This is a genomic window from Stenotrophomonas sp. HMWF023 (genome assembly GCF_003060985.1).
Lineage (GTDB): Bacteria > Pseudomonadota > Gammaproteobacteria > Xanthomonadales > Xanthomonadaceae > Stenotrophomonas > Stenotrophomonas lactitubi.
The window spans coordinates 265-1224 of record NZ_QAIJ01000347.1 but is presented as its reverse complement, the minus strand read 5'-3'; the positions used below and the strand labels follow the sequence as shown (position 1 = coordinate 1224).

The 960-nt window shown below is 66.9% G+C and carries 1 protein-coding gene and 1 pseudogene; both read right to left on the bottom strand.

Annotation, left to right across the window (positions count from 1 at the left end):
* A pseudogene (locus tag DBR20_RS23650) lies at positions 1–181 on the bottom strand (hypothetical protein); the annotation flags it as partial.
* Between the two features lie 226 nt (positions 182–407).
* A partial coding sequence (locus tag DBR20_RS21185; RefSeq protein WP_181393144.1) for a TonB-dependent receptor occupies positions 408–960 on the bottom strand: 553 nt, incomplete at its 5' end.

The following is a 960-nucleotide window of genomic DNA, read 5'->3' as shown; positions in this document are numbered from 1 at the left end:
CGCGCTGGGCGAGGATGTTGCCGGGCGCATCCCAGGCAAGCACGCCGTCGTCCTGCCATTGGATCGCCTTGCCGCGCGCTCCGTCGTCGACGATGTCGACCTTGTCGCGGAAGTTCGGCACCGCTTCCCCGTGCGCCACCACGGCCTCAAGACCCTTGCCGGCATCGACGTGGAACAGCAGCGTGGGCGCATCAGTGGCGGCCATCGCGGGGCCGGCAGCCAGGGCCACCGCCAGCAACAGGCAGCGGGACAGGGTCGAGCGGTGCGGCATCAGGCGTTTCCTTTCAACGGGCGACGGCCGGCGAGGGCCGCCGGACCGTAGCAAGGCCACGCCGCGACGGCACCTTGCGGCGCAGCAGCGATCGTGGCGAACGGCGGCGTGCCGGGTGGCACGCCGTCGGCGTTGCTCAGAACTTGTAGCGCAGCCCCAGCAGGTACTGGCGGCCGGTCTCGGTGTACTGCAGCGGCAGACGACCGGTCAGCGGCGAGTACACCCACTCGTCGGAGGCTTCGTTGGTCAGGTTGATGCCTTCCAGGCTCAGTTCCAGCTGGTCGCTGATCTTGTAGCGGATGGACGCATCGAACACCGTGGTACCGGTCATGCCGTGGTAGCCGTCGAGGTTGAAGCCGGTTTCCTGGCCCGGTGCCTGGGTCAGGTAGTCATCGCGGTTGGTGGCCGAGATGCGCCCCGCGAACTTCTCACCTTCATAGAACAGCGTGGCATTCCACGACGACTTCGACAGGCCGGTCAGGTCGGTCTTCATCACCGGCTGCCCGGCCGCGTTGATGTACTGGATCTTCGATTCCACCCAAGTGTAGTTCAACTGCACGCCCAGGTTCGCCCACTTGCCCGGCAGGAAGGTGAAGGGCTGGGTGTAGTTGGCCTCCACGCCGTGCAGTTCGCCGCCGGGGGTGTTGACCGGCTTGCTGTAGGTGAAGTCATCGGTGGCCGAGGCGCCG